Here is an 18,082-nt window from a genome sequence, read left to right as displayed (position 1 = left end):
GCTGGTGACCGCGAACCCCGCCGAAGTCAGCCTGACGAGCCCGCGTTCGGCCCTCGTGCAACGCGTGCTCGCCGGGATCACGATCGCCGCCCTGGCCGGCGGCATGGCCGTGCTCGCCTTCTCGGACGAGCCGTGGTGGTCGATCCTGCTGTGGGAACTGGGCATGCTCGTCGTCGTGGTCCTCATGCTGGCGCTCTGGGCGACGGCGGGCGAGTCCGCGAAGGAGACGGCGTCGTTGCGCGCCAGGGGCACCACGGTGGTCGCCGAGGTGCTCGACAGTTCCGCGCACGACGACGGCGAGTCGGTCAGCCACGAGCTGACGCTGTGGATCCCGTCGGGTGGCGGGTTCCAGGTGCACCACCGTTGTGACCGTTATGAGGGCGAGCAGCACCTCGAGGTCCTGGTCGATCCGGTCGTGCGCACGTGGGCGGTCGTTCACTGAAATCGCGCAGCTCCAGCGCTACGGCGCTTTCAGCGCGATCTGCGGCTGCGCTCCGTGGAGAAGTCCGCGGGGGGAAGCACGGCGAGGGCGACAACGCCACCCAGGGCGTCCCGCACTAGACCGCCGCGGTCGAGTCCCTGACCACCAGCGTCGTCGCCAGCTCGATGTGCAACGCCTCCGGCCGATGCCCGTCCAGCACCCGCATCAGCTGCGTCACGGCGATGCTCCCCATCTCCTGCAACGGTTGCCGCACGGTCGTCAGCCGCGGGTTCGTGGCCTCGGCCAGGTCGATGTCGTCGAAACCGGCCACGGACAGGTCCTCCGGCACGCGCAGCCCGAGTTCCCGCGCCGCCTGCAACGTGCCCACGGCGACCTTGTCGTTGAAGCACACGATCGCGGTGGGCCGGGGTTCCAGTGCAAGCAACTCCGCCGCCGCACGCGCGCCGTGCGCGACGGTCGGTTCGACGTGGCGCAGGCGCTCCGGCGTGAGCAGCACACCGGCCTGGGCGAGGGACGCGCGGTGGCCGGCCAGGCGGGCGTCCCCGGCGAGCCACTCCTCCGGCCCGGCGATGACGGCGATGTCGCGGTGCCCCAGCTCGATGAGGTGGTCTGCCACGGCACGCGCGCCCGCGAAGTGCGCGGCAGACACGGAGGCGATGTCGGGCAACGGAAGGACGCGCGGGTCGACCACGACGAACGGGTAGCCCGCGCGGGACAGCGCCACCAGCTCGTAGCCCTCCTCCGGCGGCAGGATGAGGATCGCGCCGTCGACGTCGGCCTGGTCCGCCAGGCCGCGCAGGGCGTCGCTGTGCTGGCCTGACTCCCCCGCGTCCAGCACCAGGCGCAGGCCGTGCAGCTTCAGCGTGTCCGCGATCGAGGAGACGATCAGGCCGAAGTAGTCGGTGAGGACGTACGGGCACCGGACGTACACGGTCCTGACCTTCGCGGGGGTCTCCTGCCGCCGCCGTTCGACTGCCTGGAGCACCAGGTCACGGGTCCGCGGCGCCACGTTGGCGTGATCGTTGAGCACACGGGACACGGTCGCGATCGACACGCCCGTCTCCGCCGCGATGTCCCGGACGCTCGCGCGCTGTTTCACGTGTTCGATCTTGCGTTCCACGAGGTCAATGTACCGGAACTGCTCCAGACCATTGACCCTCGACACGACCGGGTGTTTCATCCTGAAAGCTACTGTTTCACAGTGACGAACGGGTGTTACATGAGACGAACCGCGATCGTGGCGCTGGTGCTCGGGCTGACCGCCGTGCCCGCCGCAGAGGCCTCCAGCGCACCGCAGGTCAGGGTGTGGGTCACCACGCCGGACCGCGCGGAGCTGATGCACGAACGGCCGCGCGTCGCGTTCGGCACGAGCGAGTCGGCGCACCCGACGATCGTGGTCGACCCCGACCGCCGCTACCAGGAGGTCGACGGCTTCGGCGCGTCCATCACGGACTCGTCCGCCGAACTGCTCGCGGGTCTCGCTCCGGCCGTCCGCGCCGAGACCCTGCGCAAGCTCTTCGACCCCGTCAAGGGCATCGGGGTCAGCTTCCTGCGCCAACCCGTCGGCTCGTCCGACTTCACGGCCGCCGCCGAGCACTACACCTACGACGACGTGCCGGCCGGGCAGACCGACTTCGCGCTCGAGCACTTCAGCATCAGGCACGACGAGGCGAAGATCCTCCCGTTGCTGCGCGAGGCGAAGCGCCTCAACCCGCGCCTGAAGGTCATGGGCACTCCGTGGAGCCCGCCGGCGTGGATGAAGGACAACGACTCGCTCGTCGGCGGCAAGCTCAAGGACGACCCGAAGATCTACGACGCCTACGCGCGATACCTCGTGAAGTTCGTGCAGGCGTACGCGAGGGCCGGGGTGCCGATCGACTTCCTGTCCGTGCAGAACGAGCCGCAGAACCGCACTCCCGACGCCTACCCCGGCACGGACATGCCCGTCGCGGCGCAGATCAAGGTGATCGAGGCGCTCGGCCCGAAGCTGAGGCTCGCCAGCCCGCGCACAAGGATCCTGGGCTACGACCACAACTGGGCCACGCATCCCAACGACGGCTCGGCGGAAGCCGACTACCCGTACCAGATCCTGAACAGCAAGGCCGCGAAGTGGCTCGCCGGCACCGCGTACCACTGCTACTACGGCGACCCGAGCGCGCAGACCAAACTGCGCGACACGTTCCCGGACAAGGGGATCTGGTTCACCGAGTGCTCGGGTTCCAAGGGCGCCGCGGACCCGCCCGCCAAGGTCTTCAGCGACACGCTGCGCTGGCACGCGCGCAACGTCGTGCTCGGCACCACCCGCAACTGGGCCCGCAGCGCGGTGAACTGGAACATCGCGCTCGACAGCACCGGCGGCCCGCACAACGGCGGCTGCGGCACGTGCACCGGCCTCGTCACCGTGCAGCCGGACGGGTCGGTCGTCACCGACGCCGAGTACTACACGATCGGCCACCTCTCGAAGTTCGTGAGGCCCGGCGCCCGCCGCATCGCCAGCACGTCGTTCGGCACCACCGGCTGGAACGGCCAGATCATGGACGCCGCGTTCCGCAACCCGGACGGTTCCACGGCTCTGGTGGTGCACAACCAGAACGACGAGCCGCGTTCGTTCGCGGTCGACGTCGGCGACCGCACCTTCGAGTACACCCTGCCCGGTGGTGCGCTGGCGACGTTCACCTGGACCGGCCGGCACAGGAGCAGGCTCGACGCCGTCTCGCTCGCCGGTGCCACCGCCACCCCGGACGGCGCGCTCGCGATCGACGACGACGCGTCGACCCGCTGGTCCAACAACGGTTCCCAGGCTCCCGGCCAGTTCCTGCAGATCGATCTGGGGCGCCGCAAGGACTTCCGCCGCGTGGCGATCGACTCGGGCGGCAACCTCGGCGACTACGCCCGCACCTGGGAGCTGTCGGTCAGCGACAACGGCACGAGCTGGCGCAAGGTCGCGTCCGGCGAAGGTGCTGGCCAGCTGACCAACGTCGACATCCGCCGCACGAGCGCACGCCACGTCCGCATCACCTCCACCGGTACGTCGAGCAACTGGTGGAGCATCGCCGATTTCCGTTTGTACAACTGAACGATCTCCATCGGGCGCCCAAACCCCTGCAAGGAGCGCTTATGTCAAAGGCGACACAACGCTGGCGCGGCATCGCGATCGCCGCGGCCGTGGTGACGGCGGGATCCACCCTGGTCTCGCCCGCCGCCACCGCGGCGACGAACGCGAGCGTCTGGCTGACCACCGCGGACCGCTCCAACCTCCTTCGCCAGCAAGGAGACGTGACGTTCGGCTCGGGTGGCACCGGGTCGACGATCACCGTGAACCCGAACTCCACCTACCAGTCGATGGTGGGCTTCGGCGCGTCGTTCACCGACGCGGCGGCGTGGAACATCTTCAACTCCCCGCGCCGCAACGAGATCATGTCGAACCTGTTCAACAAGACCAGCGGCATCGGCATGAGCTTCATCCGCCAGCCGATCGGAGCGACCGACTTCTCGCGGAGCTTCTACACCTACAACGACGGCGCGGCGGACCCGTCGCTCTCGCGGTTCTCCATCGCGCACGACAACGCCTACATCCTGCCGTTGCTGCAGCAGGCCAAGCAGCTCAACCCGCAGCTCGCCGTGATGGCGACGCCGTGGAGCGCCCCGGCGTGGATGAAGAACAACAACAACCTCATCCGGGGCTCCCTCAACGACAGCCGCATCGGCGTCTACGCCGACTACCTGGTCAAGTTCGCCCAGGCGTACCGGGCGGCGGGCATCCCGATCGACTACATGAGCGTGCAGAACGAGCCGCTCTTCGAACCGCCGGGCTACCCCGGCATGTACATGTCGCCACAGCAGCAGGTCAACGTCATCAACACGCTGGTGCCGAAGCTGCGCGCGGCCGGCGAGCAGGCCCGTCTGCTGGGCTACGACCACAACTGGGACAACGTCGACTACGCGCAGACCGTCAACAACGGCACGGGCGGCAACGTGATCGGGTCCGCGTGGCACTGCTACGGCGGTGACCCCAGCCGTCAGTCGATCGTGAAGAACAACCAGCCCGGCAAGGACGTGTTCTTCACGGAGTGCTCCGGCACGAGGTCGAGCGACGACGCGTCGACGTTCCGCGACACGTTGCGCTGGCAGGGCATGAACCTCGCGATCGGCGCCACGCGCAACCACGCGCGGTCGGTGGCGATCTGGAACATGGCCCTGGACCAGAACAACGGCCCGGTCATCGGCAGCTGCACCAACTGCACGGGCGTGGTCAGGACCAACGGCAACGACGTCACGTACAACGCCGAGTACTACGTGCTCGGTCACCTGTCGAAGTTCGTGCAGCCCGGCGCCGTCCGCATCGACTCGACCGGTTTCGGCGAGGGCGGCGTGCAGAACGTCGCCTTCCGCAACCCGAACGGCCAGATCGTGCTCGTGGCGCTGAACACGGGCGGCCAGCAGAACTTCCGCGTCTCCTACAACGGCCAGACGTTCGGCTACAACCTCCCGGCCGGCGCGATGGCGACGTTCACGTGGCCCGGCACGCTCGACCCGGGCCAGCCCCCGGCCGGACGCACCGGCGCCATCACGGGTCTGGGCGGCAAGTGCCTCGACGTCACGAACGGCTCGACCACGAACGGGAACCTGCCGCAGCTCTGGTCGTGCTTCAGCGGTCCGAACCAGACGTGGACCCTTGGCACCGACGGCACGGTGCGCGGCCTCGGCAAGTGCCTCGACGTGACCGGGAACGGCACGGCGGACGGGTCGGCGGTCCAGCTCTGGGACTGCTTCGGCGGCCCGAACCAGCGGTGGACGGCGTCCGGCGGCACCTTGGTGAACGTCGGCAGCAACAAGTGCCTCGACGTCATCGGCAACAACACGGCCGACGGCGCGAAGCTGCAGATCTGGTCTTGCACGGGCGGGGCGAACCAGCGGTGGACCGTGCCCGCGTGAGTGAGTGGGAGGCCGGTGCCCGAAGACGGCGGGCACCGGCCTCTCCTCGGTTCCACGCATGACGTCGTGCCGCTCGGGTAACCGGGCGGCATGACCGATCCGATCAACCCCGAAGCGCCCCACTCCCCCGGCACGCCCAGCCTCGACGACCTCGACCTCGACGTCGACGAGCCGGAAGTGCCGCAGGAGCCGGCCGACGACCCGAGCGAGCCGCCGGACTGAGCCTCACGCCCTGGCCGGCACCAACGACAGGTGACCGGGCACGAGACGACGGGCCGCGGTCAGCGACCTGCGCGCCTCCACCAGCTCGCCGTACTCCAGGTGCTCGTCCGCCGCCGCGATGTGCGTCAGCGCCCGTGCGGGAGCGCCGGGCGCCGCCGTGACGGCCTGGGCCAGGCGCCTGCGTGCCTGCTCGGCCCGTCCGGCGAGGTCCGCTCCCGCGGTGACGCGGAGAAGGGCGAGTGCCTCGCGGATGGCCTGGTGCAGAGCGATGAAACGCATGGAGCCACCTTCGGAGAGTCGGGTACGGGGGTACGCCGGCTGCTCGACGCGGCACCGGCTACCCCGTACCCCGGACCGCAAACCCCGATCAGCCGCCGTAGGGGTTCGCGGCCTTCTTCGTCGCGTAGGTCAGCATCGGCTTGACCTTCGCCCAGTGCCCGTCCTGGCAGGAGTAGGCGGGCAGGAAGCCCGCGCAGTCGCCCTCCCCCTCGTGATCATGTGCTCACGACGTTGGGGACCGGTCATCGCGGACGCATCCGTCTGAAGGCGGCTACTCGTCCACCTCAGGTTGTGGGCCGAACGGGTGACGGCGCTTCCCGGGTCTCGCATAACGTGCACGTCATGGACGCGCTCACATCGCCCTCGCTCCTCGGACGTGACGACGAGATCCGTTGTCTCTCCGGGATGCTCACCGCCGCGCTGGACGGGCGTGGTGGTGCCCTGGTCCTGCGCGGCGAGGCGGGCATGGGCAAGAGCGCGCTGCTCGCCCGCGTGCGGGACTCGGCCGCCGGGTTCCGGGTCCTGGAGGCGTCCGGGTCCGAGTTCGAGACGGAGCTGCCGTTCGCGGCGCTGCACCAGCTGTGCCTTCCCCTGATGGACTCGCTGTCCGGGCAGCACCGGGAGGCGCTCGAGGTCGCGTTCGGGCTCGCGAGCGGGAAGCCGGACGTGCTGCGCATCGGCATGGCCACGCTGGAGCTGCTCGGCGGTGGGGACCCGGTGCTGTGCCTGCTCGACGACGCCCAGTGGCTCGACGAGGCGTCCGCGCAGGTGCTCGCGTTCCTCGGCCGCCGGCTGGCCTCCGAACCGGTGGTGCTCGTGTTCGCCGCGCGACGGCCGTGGGCTCACTCGCGGCTGGACGAGCTGCCGGGACTGGAGCTGCGAGGGCTGGACGACGCCGAGGCACGTGCGTTGCTCTCGTCCGCCGTGGTGGACGACAAGGTGCGGGAAAGGCTGCTCGCCGAGGCGCGCGGGAACCCGTTGGCGCTGCTGGAACTGCCCAGGGCGGGCGGGTTCGCGCTGCCGGACGTGGCGTCGGTGCCGAGCCGGATCGAGCGCAGCTTCCAGGACCGGGCGGCCCGGTTGCCCGCGGACGCCCAGCTGCTGCTGACGGTGGCCGGCGCCGATCCGACCGGGGAGCCGCAGCTGCTCTGGGCCGCGGCGGCCGAGCTCGGCATCGACGTGGCGTCCGCCGGGGTGGAGGCCGAGGCGTCCGGGCTGCTCGGCATCTCGACGCGGGTGCGGTTCTGCCATCCGCTCGCGCGCTCGGCCGTCTACCTCGCTGCCTCCCCGGCGCAGCGGCAGGCCGTCCATCTCGCGCTGGCCGCCGTCACCGACGCGTCGACGGATCCGGACCGGCGGGTGTGGCACCGCGCGCAGGCCGGGACCGGGCCGGACGACTCGCTGGCGGCCGAGCTGGAACGCTCCGCCGACCGTGCGCGCTCCCGGGGTGGAGTCGCTGCGGCGGCGGCATTCCTGGAACGGGCGGCGGCGTTGTCGCTGACTCCCGAACTGCGGGCCGGGCGGACGTTGGCGGCTGCCCAGGCCAAGCTGGACGCGGGCGCGGTCGACGTGGCCGCCGAGCTGTTGACGACGTTCTCCGCCGACGACGCGCGGGCGGACCTGCTGCGGGGACGCATTGCCTTCGTGCGCGACAAGTCCAACAACGGGCCGTCGTTCGTGCTGAGCGCGGCTCGGCGGATGACCGGTGCGGCGGCTCGCGACGGCGTGCTCGACGCGTTGGAGATCGCGCTCGCGTTCGGGCGGCCCAGCGGCGTGATGGAGGCCGTGGTGCGGGAGGCTCGCGGGCTCCAACGCGGTTCGGACGCGTTGGAGGCACTGGTACTTCTCGCGGACGAAGGACATCGGACCGCCATTCCGTTGCTGCGCCGGGTGTTCTCCGGTGATGAACGACGGTGGACCCGGCATCCCGCGCTGGCGACGGTGCTCGCGGGTGAGCTGTGGGACACCGAGGTGCACTCGCTCGTGACCGGGTGGCTGATGAGGACCGGGCAGCAGGCCGGGTCACCGTTCGTGCTGCGGCTCGGACTCGCGCAACAGGCCGTCGGGGCGGTGATCACCGGCGACTTCGGCGCGGCGGTGTCCGCGATCGCCGAGGAGGAAGCCGTCGCCGACGCCCTGGGGATGCCGCCGCTGCGCTATCAGCGGTTGCACCTCGCCGCGTTCCGCGGGCAGAAGCAGGCGGTGCTGACCGAGATCGAGCACTCCCTGCGTGAGGCCGCGCGGCGGGAGGGGCTGCTGGTCGCGAACACGCACTGGGCGTCCGCCGTGCTGCACAACGGACTCGGCGACTACCCGGTGGCGCTGGCCGCCGCCCGGGAGGCCGTCGCGCCGGGTGATCTCTACCTCACCGGGACGGCGTTGCCCGAGTTGATCGAGGCGGCGGTGCGGTGCGGGGAGACGGACGCCGCCGCGGAAGCGTTGGAGGACCTGCGTTCCCGGACCGCACCCTGCGAGACGGCGTGGGCCTCCGGTGTCGCGGCCTGTTCCGAGGCTCTCGTCACGGGCTCGGAGGAGTCGTTCGTGTTCGCCCTGCGGCAACTGGAGTCGAGCGCGGCCCGGCCTCATCTCGCCCGCACCCACCTGCTGTACGGCGAGTGGTTGCGCCGCGCCGGCCGCCGGGTCGACGCCCGTGCGCAGCTGCGGACCGCCCACGACCTGTTGTCCGGCATGGGGATGGAGGCCTTCGCGGCTCGTGCGGCGATGGAGCTGCAGGCCACCGGCGAGGTCGCGCGCAGCCGTTCCGCGCGGGCCACCGACGAGCTGACGATGCAGGAGACGCACATCGCGCGGCTGGTGGCGACCGGGGCGACGTCCAAGGAGGTCGCCGCGCGGCTGTTCCTGAGCCCCCGCACGGTCGATGCCCACCTGCGGAACATCTTCCGCAAGGTGGGCATCAACTCACGCCGTCAGCTGGCGGAGGTGTTCAGTTCGGCTTCGGCATGATCCCGAGCTGCTGAGCCGCCCAGAGCCCGTCCGCGTTGAGCCAGTACTCGGCGATCCTGCCGTCCTCGACGCGGAGGACGTCCGTGCCGTGGAAGGAGATCTCGCCGGCCTCGGCGAGCCAGCGGATGACGTGGAACGGGTCCTGCGAGATCGGCCCCACCTCGACGGTGAACCTCAGGCCGGGCATGATCGACTGGGAGCCGCGCACCCACTCGACCAGTGCGTCACGTCCGGTGTGGTCCTGCGAAGGGCCGCCGGTGAGCGGCGCGACGTGCCAGACGAAGTCCTCGGGGACGATGGCCTCCGCCTGGGCGAGGTCGCCGTTCCAGAAGTCGATCCAGGACTGCAGCAGGTCGTTCATCACTTGTCTCCGTGCTGGCCGGGGGCAGCGCTGCCCGTGTACTCGCCGAGATCGGACACGAGCTTCGTGAGCTCGGGATCGCTGTCGTAGCGCTTCTGGTGCAGGGCCGCGATCTTCGCGCCCATCTCGGGGTCCTCGTCGTCGGTGATGTCGAACGAGACGAACTTGTCCACGAGCGGCAGGCCGACGCGGTCGGTGTTGCGGTGGGCCGGGTGGATCAGGTACTCCCAGTACCCCTCCAGGTCCTCGATGACGAACGTGGCGCCCCACTCGTACTCGCCGCCGTGGTCACGACCGACCACGAAGGACTTCACGGACGGGATCACGCGTCCCTGGTTGCGCAGGCTCTCCAGCGCCTCCTCGACCTGCTCGGGCGAGGCGTCCTCGCGCAGGGTGAAGCGGTTGCCGTGGTAGATCATCGGTTCTTCTCCTTGTTTCCCAGGGCGAGGGCCGCGCCTGCGAGGGTGGTGACGGCACCGGTCCAGCCGAAGGCGGCGGCGATGCCCGTCGTGTGGACGAGTGGTGCGATGACGAGCGGTGACAGGAACTGGCCGAGGAAGATGCCGGCCACGAGCCCGCTGAGGACGCGACCCCGTTGCGCCGGTTCGGCGAGGTTCGCGAGCTGCGTGTTGAGGTTCGGGACCACGAGCCCCACGCCGAACCCGCCGATCAGCAGGCCCACCGTCACCAGCAGCACCCCGGTGGACGCCGCGATGACCAGCCAGCCGACGCCCAGCAGCGCGACGCTGATGGCGGTGATCCTCGTGGTCCTCAGCTTCGGGAAGACCAGGGCGCCGACGACGCTCGTGAGGGTGCTGCCCGCGATCACGAAGCCGATGGTGGTGGGACTCGCGTCCAGGTCACGCAGCAGGAACGGGAGCTGCGTGGGGGCCATGTAGAACACGAGGGTCGCGACCAGGGCCATCACGTAGATCCCGGCGGCCTTCCTCGGGAACGCCGTGGGTGCCGCGGTCTCCCGACGGACGGGTGGTTCCGCCGTCAAGCCCGTCAGCGCGGCCAGGGCGATCAGGGCGGCGACGCTGTAGAGCCAGAACGGCAGGCGCCAGTCCGTGGCGGCGAGGACTCCGGCCAGGGGCAGGAAGACCACTCCGCCCAGGCTCGCGGCGGCCTGCTGGAAGCCGAGGAACCTGCCGCGCTCCGGGCCGTCGAACCAGTCCGTGATCAGGGCGCTGACCGCGGTCATCACGGCGCCCACCGCCAGGCCCAGCAACGCCCTGGTGCCGAGCAGGACCGGCAGGCCGGTGACGAAGTAGCCCGCCGTCCCCGCCGCCGCGTACAGGACGAGACCGCCGACGAGCAGCGGCTTGCGGCCCGTCCGGTCGGCCGCGAGGCCCGCCAGCGGCGCGCTCACCGCGATGGCGAGCGAGGTGATGGTCAGGGCCAGGCGGACCAGGATCCCCTCCCCGTACACCTCGCCCATCGCGGGGAGGCTCGGGGCGATGATCGCCGCTGCCATGATCGTGAGAGTCGCGGAGGCCAGGACCACCGCCCGGGCCGTTCGCGTTGGCGCAGTTCGTGTTGTCACGCTCACAGAGTCGCGCCGGGCGGGGGTCGTTCGCGTCGGTGGTCGTTACGTAGATCGCACAGGTACGTAGGCCTCGGTGAAGCACGGACGAATTAGCCGATCGACTGCACCCGACGAGCGTGATCTGCGAAGATCGGCGACATGGACGCGGGACGCGCGCAGTTCGGGTACTTCCTGGACCCGCGAGCACTGCCGGACGGCCGCACGGTGCTCGACGTCGGCGACGCGGACGTGTCCGTGGCCGCCGTGGCCCAGGCGCTCGTCGTGCTGTACACCACCGAACCCGGCCTCGACCAGGTGACCATCGCGGTCGGCTCCACGCCGATCGGCGCCTGCACGCGGGAGTGGTTCGCGCGGCGGTCCAGCGAACCGCTGCACCGGCTCGGCGAGGCCGACCGCGCCGGACAGCCCGGTGTCTCCACCCAGTTCGAGCTGCTTCGCTTCGCCTGCGCCGAGTGCGAGAACCGGGCGGCCCGGCTCACCTACGACGACAGGGACCTGCCGAGCTGCCCGGAGCACGGGGTGATGGAGTTGAAGGGATGAGGTTCGAGCAGCTCGCCCGTCCGCTGAACGACGCGATGTCGGGTCGGTTCGTCCTGGTCAACTACCTGCCCACGGCGGCGGGTGCGATCTGCGTGCTCGTGCTGGTGTGGGCCGGGGCGCCCGGTCCGCGGCTCGACTTCGGCACGGCCTGGCGCACGGCGGGCAGGATCGGTGTCGGTGAGGCGTTCGTCCTCGTGCTCGCCGTGACGCTGCTTTCCCTTCTGGTGCAACCGTTGCAGCTCGCGCTCGTCCGGTTGCTGGAAGGCGGGTGGCCTCGTTTCACCGCCGGCCCGTTCCGCTGGTGGCAGCGCAGGCGGCGGGGCCGGCTAGCCCGCGCGGCGCAGGCCGGGTCCGAGGATCCCGCCGAGGTGCAACGGGCCGGGCAGGCCGCTGTCCTGCTGCGCCAACGGTTCCCGCACGCCGGGCACCTGGTGCGGCCGACGGCGCTGGGCAACGTGCTGACGGCGATGGAGGACCACGCCGGGCGCGCGTACGGGCTCGACGCCGTGGTGGTGTGGCCGCGGCTGTACCCGGTGCTGGGCGATCAGGTGCGGGCGGTGGTCTCGGACCGGCGCGACAGCATGGATCTCGCCGCCCGGCTGGCGGTGACGCTCGGCCTGACGGCGGTGGTCAGCGCGGTGCTGCTGCACCGGACGGGCTGGTGGCTGCTGCTGTCGCTGGGACTCCTGCTCGCGGCACGGCTCGCGTACCGCGGGTGCGTGCAGGCGGCGCTGGCGTACGGCGAGGCGGTCGAGGCCGCGTTCGACCTGCACCGGTTCGACCTGTACCGGGCGCTGCACCTGCCTTTGCCCGCCGACGTCGAGGCCGAGAAGGAGGACAACCGGCGGCTGTCGGCGTTCTGGCGGCAGGGCCGGCCGGTGAAGTTCGAGTACCAGCACGACGAAGAAGAGGCTCAGGGCCCCGAGTGAAACCACTGGGCCCAGCGCATCGGGTCGTACGGGTCCTCCTCGCGGGCGAGTCTGGTCGCCTCGTGCACCGCGAACGCCGTCCGCGCCGGATCCAGCCCCGCGTCGTCGCCCAGCCGTGCGTAGGCGGCCGCCGTGAACGCCGCCGCCGACTGGTCCTCGACCGACCAGAGCGTGCCCACGACGTGCCGGAACCCGGCCGCCTGCAGGCCCGCCGCCACGTGCAGCGCCTCGTCGGGCAGGTCGACGGCGTTCACCCCCGTACGGCACGCGGACAGGAACGCCAGGTGCGCGCCACCCGGTACGGCGGCGATCGTGTCGAGGCCGAGCTTCCCGTCGTGCAGCACGATGCCGGACGCGGCGGGGTCGACGAAGCTTTGCGTGGCGTGGCAGGCGAAGTGCACGACGTCGTGCTCGGCGAGAGCGGCGGTCACAGCCGAGAGGGTCGCCTCTGGTCCTCTGAGGACAGTCGGCGCGGCAACCCGCTGAATCGCGCGGACCTCGTCGTCCACTCCGCTCAACGGCGGTAGCCCGTCGGCCTCAGGCACAGCGACCACGAGCACCGGACGACGAGGTCGTCCGTCGACCCGCGCGAACACCCGCAGGCTCGCCGCGTACGACGACACCACTCGGTCCAGCACCGACTCACCGTCCAGGGACCCGGCCGCGTGCAAGGGCAGCACCGCCAGCTTCCCGGTCGGGCTCCACCAGATCCGCGACGGCACGGGGTCCAGCGCGTCCAGCACGGGCTTCGTGACGGTCCGCCACACCCAGTCGAGCATCTCCCGCACCTGACCGACCAGCGACGCCTTCTCCGGCAACGGGAGCGAGCGCGACTCGAGCCGCGCCTGCGCCCCCAGGAACACGTGGGCTCGCGTCGCGACCTCGCGGAAGTCCAGCTCTCCCAACGGAACCGCCCGCACCTCGCCGGGACCGGCGACCAGCGCGTCGCAGCGGTACCGGCTGACGTTGACCACGACGACGGTCCGCTCCCCGACGTCCAGCGACGGCTCTCCCCCGCCGGAGAGCAGCAGGCGGCTCCGCTCGACCAGTTCGAGCGCGCGGCCGGGAAGACCCGCCGACACCGCCCACGCCGCGGCGTCGTTGCCGAGCGACTGCCAGTCGCCGAGCAGTTCCTCCCGGTCGGCGCGCACCTGGCCGTGCGCGACGAGCAGCGGCAGCAGGTCGACCACACCACCGAACCCGGCCAGCGCGGCCTCCGCGTCCCCGGTCTCCGCGCCGAGGCGGCCGAGCCACATCGCCGCCCCGGACCGTTCGCCCACCGGCGCTTGGACGTGCTCGACGGCCGCGCGCAGGGCGGTCACGGCGTCGTCCCGGTCCCGCTGGTGGTGTGTGCGGGCGAACCTGTCCAGCAAGGAGAAAGCCAGCCGCACCAGCACCCAGGCGCGATCGGGCTCTTCCCCCGCGCACAGGTCCAACGCTTTCCGGTGCACCCGCACGGCTTCGTTCAGCAGGTCGGGATCGTTGCGGCGCCCGGCGTTCATTCGCAGGGTCTCGCCGAGGTTGCCCAGCCCCACGGCCGTCGGGTTCTCCTTCACCGCCTCGCGCAGGATGTCGACGGCCTCGTCCAGGTCTCCGGGCCCGCCGCGCCGGGCCAGCGCCACGGCCAGCCCGTGACCCCGGTCCGCGGCCCGGTGCGCGGCCACCGCCTCGTCCGCGACGTCCTGGCCCAGGAACCCCAGCGCCGACGCGAGGTTCGACAGCCACGCCGACCGGCCCGGGTAGTCCTCCGGCGCGCGTTGCGTGACCTCGCGCAGGTGCCGCAACGCCTCCGTGAGGTCGGCTCGTGCGCGCAGGTGCTCGAACCGGCGCAGCAGAGCCAGGCCCAGCGCGGCCTGGTCCGACAGGTCGTCGCCCAGTGCCACCGCCTGCTGGGCGCACTCCACGGACGCGTGCAGGTCCGCAACATCGCCCCGGTGGCCGAACCGCGCTCCCAGAGCCAGGCTCAGCACCGACAACGCCCTCGCCTGCCACGGCTCCCCGACGTCGCCGGACCGCAGCATCTCGATCGCCTCGTCGGGGTCACCGGCGATCCGGACGACGTCGGCCAGGGCCACCACGTGCAGGCCCCGGTCCGGGTGGTCGGCGGGGATCCGGTCCACGATCGCCCGCCGCACGCCGAGCACCTTCTCCGGCGCGTGCTCCGGCAGCACGCCGACGTACCGCACGAGCAGTTCCAGCCCCGGCTCTGGAGTCACGTCCATCGCTCTGGACAGCACCGCGTACGTCTCGCCGGGATCCGTCAGCGTCCTGCTCAGCGCGAGCAGGTAGGAGGGCAGGGCCGGATCGTCGTCCGCGGTCCGGGAAACCAGTGCGCGCAACAGGTCCACGGCCTCGGCGGGCGGCGAGATCCTGGTCCGGGCGTCCAGCACGGCGGCGAACGCGTAGATCCGGGCGTCGCGCACCGGATCGTCCTCGGCTGTCAGCGCGAGCACACGACGAGCGGTGGTGACGGCCTCCTCCAGCAGCCACACCTCGTCCGGCCGGACGAGGAACTGCCGGTACACCAGCGAGACGAACGCGTCGAGCAGCCGGGGATCGGGCAGCACCGAGATCCGGGTGCGCAGGTGCTCGACCGTCGAGTCCAACGCCTCCCGTTCGCCGGACTCGTCGAACCGCGCGGCGACGTGGCGGGACCACTGCGCCTCGGCCTGGACGGTGTCGAGCCCGGCCTGCTCTCCCCGGACCCGCACCCCGACGGTGATCCGGCTCGGATCCTCGAACCCGGCGAGACGGGCCAGCTGACGGCTGTGCAGGTAGTCGCCCTCGCAGAACCCCTTCGGCAGCGCGGTGTACCGGCTCCAGTGCACCATCGCCACGACCGCGACGGCCTCGCGCTCGACCACCTCGGGAACGCCGTCGGGCCCGGTCCGCACCGCGGCTGCGAGCACCTGCCGCGCCTCGTCAAGGGCGGCGTCCTCCAGCACCGGGCCGGGGTCGGCGCGCGCCGTGAACCACCAGAGCCGTTCCGCCAGACGCTCCAACGGTTCCACGGGCATCCCCCGATCCGCACTCCCGCACGCGCCGGAGCTGGTTACATGATCCCATGCCGGAGGACCTGGAGGGCTGGCGCGAACAAGTCCGCGACGCCGGGCTCGGGTTCGCCGACGACCGGATCACGCTGGCGCTGACCCTCGCGCTGCCCGCCCTGTTCCCGTTGCGCGACAGGCGATCGACCGAGTCGCTGCTCGGTGCGCTACCGGGGTTCGCCGCCGGGAGGTACGACGTGCACCGCACCGCGGACGTGCTCGTCCCGGTGGAATCGGGTGACGAACTGGTGCGGGACGCCCTGGCCGCCTACGGAGAACCGGACAGGGGCGCGGACGTGCTGGTCGACGCCCTGCGCGCCGTCGCTCCGCCGGACCGTCCGCACGCGCTGGAGGCGCTGTTCCGGCTCGCCGCGGCGGACGGGGTCGCCGCGCAGGCCGCGGATCTGGCGCTGTCACAGGCTTTGACGGACGCTCCGGACGACTACCTGCCCGCGCTGGCACAGGTGGCGAAGTCGGTCACCGACCACGAGCGGTTCGCCGCGCTGCTGCGGCAGGCCTTCCCCGCGGCGAGCTACGAGGCCGCCGCGGACGCCTACCTCGGCCTGCCCCACCACGACTCGCGACTGGCCGCGGTCATCGCCGAGGTCGTGCTGGACCTGGTCTCCCGCCGGGGTCCCGGCACCGGTCCGGCGCACCGGGCGTCGACGCTGATCGACGTCGAGATCGCGACCCGGATGCTCGACGGTCACCAGCCGGAACGGGCCGCCGCGTTCGCCGACCGCGCCGCCACCGACGCCGCCACACAGGACCTGCGCGCCCGAGCACTGATCGTCCTGTCCAGGGCGGTCGCGGACCTCGGGCACCCCTGGTACGCCCGCGAGAAGGCGGACGAAGCCGTCGCCCTCGCCCGGCCCCTGGGCGACACGACCCTCCTCCTCGACGCGCTGCACGCGGTGGTGGCGTGCAATCACGGCCTGAAGGAGCACGCCCTCGCGGAGGCCGCGGCCCTCGAAGCCCTCGACCTGTCCCGGACGCTCGGGCCGGAGGACCAGGCCGTCGCACTCGCCTTGGCCTCCGCCGTCTGCACCGGGGAACGTGCGACGCAGTTCGCCGCCGAGTCGGTCGCGGTGCTCCGCGGCCTCACCGCGCGCGCCCCCGCCCGGCACCAGCTCCGTTTCATCGCCGCGCTGAACAACTACGCGGCGGCGCTCGGTGACGCGCACGAGACGGCGTTCGAGGTCGGCCAGGAGGCCCTGCTGCTCATCCAGGACCTGCACCGGCGCGACCCGGACGCGCACGCCCCGCAGTACGCGCAGGTGGTGCTGAACTTCTCGAACCGCCTGGCCGCCCGCGGTGACCACGCCAACGCACTGGAGGGCTACCGCACCGCGACCCGAGTGCTGCACGAGCTGATCCCCCAGCTCCCGCACGTCTACGCCGCCAAGTGCGCCACCGCGTTGTGGGGACTGGCCACCGCGTTCGTCGCCCTGCACCGCTGGAGCGAGGCCGAGACAGCGGTCCGGGGCATGATCACGCTCCTGCGGGGCTGCGTCCGCGAGTCCCAGCCGTGGGTGATCCCCGACCTGCTCAAGGCGCTCGACCTCCTGAAGGACTGTCTGGCCCGTGCCAAGCAGTTCGCGGAACTTCCCGCCCTGGAGGCGGAACAGCAGGCATTGCGCCTGCTGCACGCCCGCTACCGGAAGCTCAGCGGACCGGCTGTCCCACCTCGCTGAGGCGGGCGAGCTCGGCCCCGGTGAGCGGCAGCGTGTGCAGCTGCCGCGGCTTGCCCGTGGGCTCCCACTGCCCGCCGGGCAGCGACGCCTCCCACCGCCCGGAGTCGTCGACGCGGATCAGCGACCGCGCCCTGTCCAGGTCCACGACCTCGCGCAGGCCGGAGTAGACGGCGAAGTAGAAGTGCCCGTCGATCGGTTCGGCGGTGCGGCGGGCGTCGCGCACGCGCAGGCGCGCGGTGAGGTCCTCGTGCTCGGAGGCGTTGAGCGGGGTGGAGAACCGGTCCTCGGGCGTCGCCACGACGGCGTGGGCCGAGTCGAGGTCGAGTACGTCGGTCAGCCGGTGGAACACCGCGTACCCGGCGGTCTCGCCCGCCCTCGCCCGGGCTCGCCATTGCAGGGTGAGGCGCGCCATCGTCTCGACGACGGTCGCCATGGAGGTCTGGACGGCGGTCATCCGCGGTTCGCGGGTGGCCTGGGCGAGCAGCCTCGACAGCTGCGGCTCCGGTTCGCCGGTGAACGCGAGCTCGGCGTCCGGGTCGTCCACCACGCTGGTGACGGCGGCGACGGGCCGGTCGTCCACGAGGACGACGTGGTGGGTGCACCCCCGGTTCCACTGCGCGTCGATCAGGGTCTTCGCCCGCGCCGCCTCGGTGAGGCTGAGCGCGACGTACGCCTCGTGCACGTCCTGCCCGGAGTCGATGCGATGGAGCTTGTCGCTGGGCTCCCACGTCTCGTGGCCGGCGTACTCCTCCTCGACGGTGCCGCCCGGCCGGCGGATCAACCGGTCCACTCCGGCCAGGTCGAGCACGCCGAGAGCGTCCTTGAACGACGCGTAGTACCTGTAGTCGGTCAGCTCCGACTCGTGCGTCCGCGCGCGGATCTCCGTGACCATCTCGACGAGAAACCCGTTGGCCTGGACGGCGTCCGTGTCGCGGGCCTCCCAGTCCGGTTCGGACGGAACGCGGCCCAGCAGATCCGACGGCTCCCAGCGCAGCTCGTGCGTGAAGGCTTCCTCGACCGCGCCGGTCACCCGCACGACCGCGAGCGGAAGGCGTTGTCCCCCAACGAGAACGACGACGTAGCGCACGCTCGGGTCTTCACTGCCGGTGTTGTCTCCCAC

Annotated in this window: 15 protein-coding genes; 8 read left to right on the top strand and 7 right to left on the bottom strand. The window is 71.6% G+C overall.

From position 1 onward, the window contains the following. The first annotated feature begins 4 nt into the window (after positions 1-4). Complete coding sequence (locus ACWF7A_RS08720) at positions 5-442, top strand: hypothetical protein (protein WP_452249833.1); 438 nt, start codon at positions 5-7, stop codon at positions 440-442. A gap of 115 nt (positions 443-557) precedes the next feature. Here ACWF7A_RS08720 and ACWF7A_RS08715 read toward each other — a convergent pair whose 3' ends face one another. Continuing rightward, complete coding sequence (locus ACWF7A_RS08715) at positions 558-1,562, bottom strand: LacI family DNA-binding transcriptional regulator (RefSeq protein ID WP_452249832.1); 1,005 nt, start codon at positions 1,560-1,562, stop codon at positions 558-560. Positions 1,563-1,661: 99 nt separating this feature from the next. On the opposite strand from ACWF7A_RS08715, the gene ACWF7A_RS08710 reads away from it, so the two are divergent. The 3 genes from ACWF7A_RS08710 (at position 1,662) to ACWF7A_RS08700 (ending at position 5,599) form a co-directional block, all read left to right on the top strand. Continuing rightward, positions 1,662-3,518 carry a discoidin domain-containing protein gene (locus ACWF7A_RS08710; protein WP_452249831.1) on the top strand — a complete coding sequence of 619 codons (1,857 nt, stop codon included), beginning with the start codon at positions 1,662-1,664 and terminating at the stop codon, positions 3,516-3,518. Positions 3,519-3,559: 41 nt separating this feature from the next. Continuing rightward, the gene (locus ACWF7A_RS08705; RefSeq protein ID WP_452249830.1) at positions 3,560-5,377 is read left to right on the top strand and encodes a ricin-type beta-trefoil lectin domain protein; all 1,818 of its coding nucleotides are present in this window, start codon (positions 3,560-3,562) and stop codon (positions 5,375-5,377) included. A 90-nt stretch (positions 5,378-5,467) separates the two neighbouring features. Beyond that, positions 5,468-5,599 carry a hypothetical protein gene (locus ACWF7A_RS08700; RefSeq protein WP_452249829.1) on the top strand — a complete coding sequence of 44 codons (132 nt, stop codon included), beginning with the start codon at positions 5,468-5,470 and terminating at the stop codon, positions 5,597-5,599. Between the two features lie 3 nt (positions 5,600-5,602). Here the strand turns inward: ACWF7A_RS08700 and ACWF7A_RS08695 are convergent, their stop codons facing one another. Beyond that, a complete protein-coding gene (locus ACWF7A_RS08695; protein ID WP_452249828.1) occupies positions 5,603-5,878 on the bottom strand; it encodes a hypothetical protein in 276 nt (91 codons plus the stop codon). Positions 5,879-6,220: 342 nt separating this feature from the next. Between ACWF7A_RS08695 and ACWF7A_RS08690 the strand changes: the two genes are divergently transcribed. After that, positions 6,221-8,842: an ATP-binding protein gene (locus ACWF7A_RS08690; protein ID WP_452249827.1), complete on the top strand. Its 2,622-nt coding sequence runs from the start codon at positions 6,221-6,223 to the stop codon at positions 8,840-8,842. Here ACWF7A_RS08690 and ACWF7A_RS08685 read toward each other — a convergent pair. The 3 genes from ACWF7A_RS08685 to ACWF7A_RS08675 are packed head-to-tail and all read right to left on the bottom strand — an operon-like array spanning position 8,823 to position 10,710. Next, positions 8,823-9,203, bottom strand: coding sequence for an ester cyclase (locus tag ACWF7A_RS08685; RefSeq protein ID WP_452249826.1), 381 nt, complete (start codon positions 9,201-9,203; stop codon positions 8,823-8,825). The two genes, ACWF7A_RS08690 and ACWF7A_RS08685, sit on opposite strands and share 20 nt — an antisense overlap. After that, the gene (locus ACWF7A_RS08680) at positions 9,203-9,622 is read right to left on the bottom strand and encodes a Dabb family protein (protein ID WP_452249825.1); all 420 of its coding nucleotides are present in this window, start codon (positions 9,620-9,622) and stop codon (positions 9,203-9,205) included. Before ACWF7A_RS08680 ends, ACWF7A_RS08685 begins: the two co-directional genes overlap by 1 nt. After that, positions 9,619-10,710 carry an MFS transporter gene (locus ACWF7A_RS08675; protein WP_452249824.1) on the bottom strand — a complete coding sequence of 364 codons (1,092 nt, stop codon included), beginning with the start codon at positions 10,708-10,710 and terminating at the stop codon, positions 9,619-9,621. The genes ACWF7A_RS08680 and ACWF7A_RS08675 overlap by 4 nt, the downstream gene beginning before the upstream one ends. 180 nt (positions 10,711-10,890) lie before the next feature. Here ACWF7A_RS08675 and ACWF7A_RS08670 point away from each other — a divergent pair, with 180 nt between their 5' ends. Further along, on the top strand, positions 10,891-11,292 hold the full coding sequence (locus tag ACWF7A_RS08670; protein WP_452249823.1) for a hypothetical protein: 402 nt from the start codon (positions 10,891-10,893) through the stop codon (positions 11,290-11,292). After that, entirely contained in the window at positions 11,289-12,221 is a 933-nt protein-coding gene (locus tag ACWF7A_RS08665) for a hypothetical protein (RefSeq protein ID WP_452249822.1), read from the top strand. Before ACWF7A_RS08670 ends, ACWF7A_RS08665 begins: the two co-directional genes overlap by 4 nt. Here the strand turns inward: ACWF7A_RS08665 and ACWF7A_RS08660 are convergent. Continuing rightward, complete coding sequence (locus ACWF7A_RS08660; protein WP_452249821.1) at positions 12,206-15,232, bottom strand: CHAT domain-containing protein; 3,027 nt, start codon at positions 15,230-15,232, stop codon at positions 12,206-12,208. The two genes, ACWF7A_RS08665 and ACWF7A_RS08660, sit on opposite strands and share 16 nt — an antisense overlap. 53 nt (positions 15,233-15,285) lie before the next feature. Between ACWF7A_RS08660 and ACWF7A_RS08655 the strand changes: the two genes are divergently transcribed. After that, positions 15,286-16,962: a hypothetical protein gene (locus ACWF7A_RS08655; protein ID WP_452249820.1), complete on the top strand. Its 1,677-nt coding sequence runs from the start codon at positions 15,286-15,288 to the stop codon at positions 16,960-16,962. On the opposite strand, the gene ACWF7A_RS08650 is transcribed toward ACWF7A_RS08655, so the two are convergent. Beyond that, positions 16,934-18,082, bottom strand: a complete 1,149-nt coding sequence (locus ACWF7A_RS08650) for a hypothetical protein (RefSeq protein WP_452249819.1) — start codon at positions 18,080-18,082, stop codon at positions 16,934-16,936. The genes ACWF7A_RS08655 and ACWF7A_RS08650 overlap by 29 nt on opposite strands.

This window comes from Lentzea sp. NPDC055074 (assembly GCF_053608005.1).
Note: the sequence above shows the minus strand (reverse complement) of the source record. Positions and strands in the feature narration are given on the sequence as shown.

Coding starts and splice junctions, on each gene's coding strand:
- ACWF7A_RS08710 (WP_452249831.1), top strand. CDS start 1,662: ATGAGACGAACCGCGATCGTGGCGCTGGTGCTCGGGCTGACCGCCGTG.
- ACWF7A_RS08670 (WP_452249823.1), top strand. CDS start 10,891: ATGGACGCGGGACGCGCGCAGTTCGGGTACTTCCTGGACCCGCGAGCA.
- ACWF7A_RS08690 (WP_452249827.1), top strand. CDS start 6,221: ATGGACGCGCTCACATCGCCCTCGCTCCTCGGACGTGACGACGAGATC.
- ACWF7A_RS08700 (WP_452249829.1), top strand. CDS start 5,468: ATGACCGATCCGATCAACCCCGAAGCGCCCCACTCCCCCGGCACGCCC.
- ACWF7A_RS08695 (WP_452249828.1), bottom strand. CDS start 5,878: ATGCGTTTCATCGCTCTGCACCAGGCCATCCGCGAGGCACTCGCCCTT.
- ACWF7A_RS08705 (WP_452249830.1), top strand. CDS start 3,560: ATGTCAAAGGCGACACAACGCTGGCGCGGCATCGCGATCGCCGCGGCC.
- ACWF7A_RS08665 (WP_452249822.1), top strand. CDS start 11,289: ATGAGGTTCGAGCAGCTCGCCCGTCCGCTGAACGACGCGATGTCGGGT.
- ACWF7A_RS08685 (WP_452249826.1), bottom strand. CDS start 9,203: ATGAACGACCTGCTGCAGTCCTGGATCGACTTCTGGAACGGCGACCTC.
- ACWF7A_RS08680 (WP_452249825.1), bottom strand. CDS start 9,622: ATGATCTACCACGGCAACCGCTTCACCCTGCGCGAGGACGCCTCGCCC.
- ACWF7A_RS08655 (WP_452249820.1), top strand. CDS start 15,286: ATGCCGGAGGACCTGGAGGGCTGGCGCGAACAAGTCCGCGACGCCGGG.